We start from the raw sequence: 1,895 nt of genomic DNA, 5'->3' as shown, positions 1-1,895 counted from the left end.
AATTCTAGGGGTCGTTGCAACACCGATGGTGTCTAGTTCGTCAATAGTAGGTCACGCAGGCGCTCGGCTGGGGTATCCCAGCTGAGCGTTTTGCGTGGGCGTGCATTGAGTTCCTGGGCTACGTGCTCGAGGTCCTCGGGACCGTAGACGGAAAGGTCGGTGCCCTTGGGGAAGTACTGGCGCAACAGCCCGTTGGTGTTCTCGTTGGACCCGCGTTGCCAGGGGCTGGCGGGGTCGCAGAAGTAGACGTCCATGTCGGTGGCGATGCTGAAGGCTTTGTGCTTGGCCATTTCGGCGCCTTGGTCTCAGGTCAGTGATCCGCGCAGGTGCGCCGGCAGGTTGCTCATGGTCTTGATCAGCCCGTCGCGGACCGATTCGGCGGTGTGGTCCACGGGCAGGTGCACCAGCATCACGTAGCGCGTGGTGCGTTCGACCAGGGTCGCGATCGCGGACTGGTTGTAGGCTCCGGTTATTAGATCCCCTTCCCAGTGCCCCGGGACGGCGCGGTCTTCGATCTCTGCGGGGCGTTCGGAAATGTTGATCATCGGGTCCCGGAAACGGCTGGTGCGTTCCTCAGGGCTCTTGTGCTGCTTGCGGCGGGTCCGTCCGGTGCGCAGGGCCTCTTTGACTTCGCGTTTGAGTCCGCCGCGGGCCTGGAAGTAGAGGGCCTGGTAGATCGTTTCGTGGCTCACGCGCATCTGCTCGTCATCGGGGAATTCCTTGATCAACAAGTGGGAGATCTGTTCGGGCGAGCACCGGGTGAGCAGCTTGCCCTTCACGAAATCCCGCAGCCGCTCGTTGCCGCTCAGCTTACTGACTTTTGGTCGCGGCCGGCGTGCCGCCGCGGCCCGTTGGGCGCCGTAGGGCTGGTATCCGAGTACCGGGTGGCTGTTGCGGGAGATCTCGCGGCTGATCGAGGACGGGGAGCGCCCCAGGGCCGTTGCCACGGCCCTGATGGAGGAGCCCTGGGACCTCATGTCCCGGATTTTCTCGCGGTCCTGCAGCGAGAGGTACCGGGGATCGATCACCTTCTCCAGTGCCGTTTGGGGAATCGAAACATTCGTTGTTCCGCCGGTGGCCCCGGGCGGGGCAATCGCAGTAGTCACCGCCTGTTTATAGTCGACGGCAGGGGTCTCAGGGTAAACAAGTTTCCCCATGGCCTGGACTATGCCGTTATCCCACAGGTAGGCCGTCTTGCGGTCGATGCCGACGGCAGTTGTTGCTTCACGCCGGCTGACCCCGGCTGCGCGCAGGCGGAAGAACTCCTCGCGTTTGCCCACCGTCACGCGGACGCTGCGGATGCCGGCAGCCTTGGCCCATCTAAAACACGTATCCCGGTGTAGGCCGATCTGCTTGGCCGCTTTCTGCCGACTCTCTCCAACACGGTGAAGAATTCGTCTTTCTGTGCCTGCGTATGTTTCCGGTTGGGCCCGGTGGTCTTCCTTGCCCGTTTGGGCAACGCCTTGGTCTCGTGGACCCATGCGTAGCACGCGGCGGCGCTCAGCCCCAGCTCTGACGCCGCGGCCGAGACGTTCCCGAGGCGGTCCAGGAGCGTGAAGAACTCCTCCTTCTGAGCCTGCATATACTCCCGGCGGGGTTCCGGACCCCTCACACCGTACTTGAGCTGGATCCCGGCTTGCCGGACCCACTTGCGGCACGTCGCGGCCTTGAATCCGAGCTCCCTGGCCGCCGCGGCGGCACACTCCAACCGCTCCAACACAGCGAAGAACTCATCCTTCTCGGCCTGTGAGTACCGCCTGTAGGTGTTCTTCTGTGGCGGCGCGGGCACGGGACCCGATTTTCCCCTTAAAGAAGATTCTTGATTTGAAGACGACACGGTCGTTGCAACTCCCGAAAATCTGGGGTGTTGCAACGACCGCTAGAACCCAAGCAAG

The 1,895-nt window shown here is 63.0% G+C and carries 1 protein-coding gene and 1 pseudogene; both read right to left on the bottom strand.

Annotated elements, in window-relative coordinates; all coding sequences use genetic code 11:
- Positions 1–32: 32 nt before the first annotated feature.
- Positions 33–1,253, bottom strand: a pseudogene (locus AB4074_RS24695) (IS30 family transposase).
- A gap of 29 nt (positions 1,254–1,282) precedes the next feature.
- Complete coding sequence (locus AB4074_RS24690) at positions 1,283–1,789, bottom strand: hypothetical protein (RefSeq protein ID WP_441415733.1); 507 nt, start codon at positions 1,787–1,789, stop codon at positions 1,283–1,285.
- Positions 1,790–1,895: the final 106 nt, after the last annotated feature.

The sequence above is a fragment of the Arthrobacter sp. 2MCAF14 genome (genome assembly GCF_052115645.1).
Classification (GTDB): Bacteria; Actinomycetota; Actinomycetes; order Actinomycetales; family Micrococcaceae; genus Arthrobacter.
This window is presented reverse-complemented; position numbering and strand designations above follow the sequence as displayed.